At 56.3% G+C, this 1,238-nt stretch carries 1 protein-coding gene; it reads right to left on the reverse strand.

Annotated elements, in window-relative coordinates:
- Positions 1 to 161: 161 nt before the first annotated feature.
- Positions 162 to 1,238: IS1380 family transposase (locus tag INT33_RS20960; RefSeq protein ID WP_193092938.1), on the reverse strand; the 1,077-nt coding region annotated here is incomplete at its 5' end.

A 1,238-nucleotide genomic window follows, 5' to 3' on the forward strand; every position in this document is an offset into this window, starting at 1 on the left:
CCCGGATTTCTCATAGCACCTCAGCCAGTACCACCTCCAAGCCGTCATACCACTAAAAGCCGATTGGTACGGTTTAAACTGCCTGCTTTTTAGCCTCTTTCCGTCGTTCAGACACACCTCCCCCTTTCCCCCATTGCGTCGGGCCGGGGGCGCCCGCGCATTCAGCTCGGTACTAACCGCCTGATGAGATCGGATAGTTGCGCTTTATAGGGGTAGCTGTCACTCATCAACACCCGGATTCGGCGCGTATTGCGGATGATGACCGCGCCCACTTTGATGAGTTTGAGCCTCAGGTTGCTTGGGCTCATGCGCTCAAAAGGGGTCTTCTTCAGGTAAGTGCGTAAGCGCTCGAACAGCGTATAGGCGAAGCCCGATAAGATCAGCCGCCACTGATTGGCCCACCAGTGCGTACTGGAGGTCCGGTCAGCAAACAGGCTCAGTTGTTGATCCTTGATTCGGTTCTCCATGTCGCCCCGAGCGCAGTACTGCTCGTAGTAGAGTTTGAAGCCATCGTCATAACGGGAACTAATGATAAACCGGGGATTAGAGCCCAGTTCGCCTTCTTCCAGACGGGCCACCACCCAGCGTGGATACTTCCAGGAGTGTGCTTGATATTGGAAGCGGAACGTCTCTGCCACTTTCCCGCCCACCTCCCACTGGGTCTTGCGCACCAGCATCATGGGCACGTCCACTTCCTTGAGCAGCCGACTGTTCTTGCCGATGCCCACGATGTAGTCGATATGATGCCGATCACACCAGTTCAGCATCCGAGGGCGGCAAAAGTGGCTATCACCCCGTAACACGATGCGTGTATCGGGCCAGTACTGGCGGATAAAGCGCACCAGTAACGCCAGAATGGCCCAGCTGTGATGGCTGTCGCTGTGGTCACTGGTGCGCAGATAGCTCACTAGTAGATGGCGGCCACAGAAGACATACAGCGGGAAGTAGCAGTGGTGATCGTAATAGCGGTTAAAGAACTTCCCGGGTTGCTCACCGTGCACAGGGATATCGGTGCCATCAAAGTCCAGCACGATCTCCTTCGGGGGTGCGTCATGCTGTTCAATGAAGTGGTGCCACAGCACCTCATGGGCCTTCACCATCGCTTGTCGATCGGCGTTCTGCTCACTCCGGCACAGCGTAGACTTGCCTGCCAGCGCATTATCTTCACCGAGCGCTGTCTGAAGCGCCTGATCATAGCGTAGGGCCTCATGGTCGTTGAAATCTTCGTAGCCCGCGGC

It is taken from the genome of Halomonas colorata, assembly GCF_014897985.1.
GTDB classification, from domain to species: Bacteria; Pseudomonadota; Gammaproteobacteria; order Pseudomonadales; family Halomonadaceae; genus Vreelandella; species Vreelandella colorata.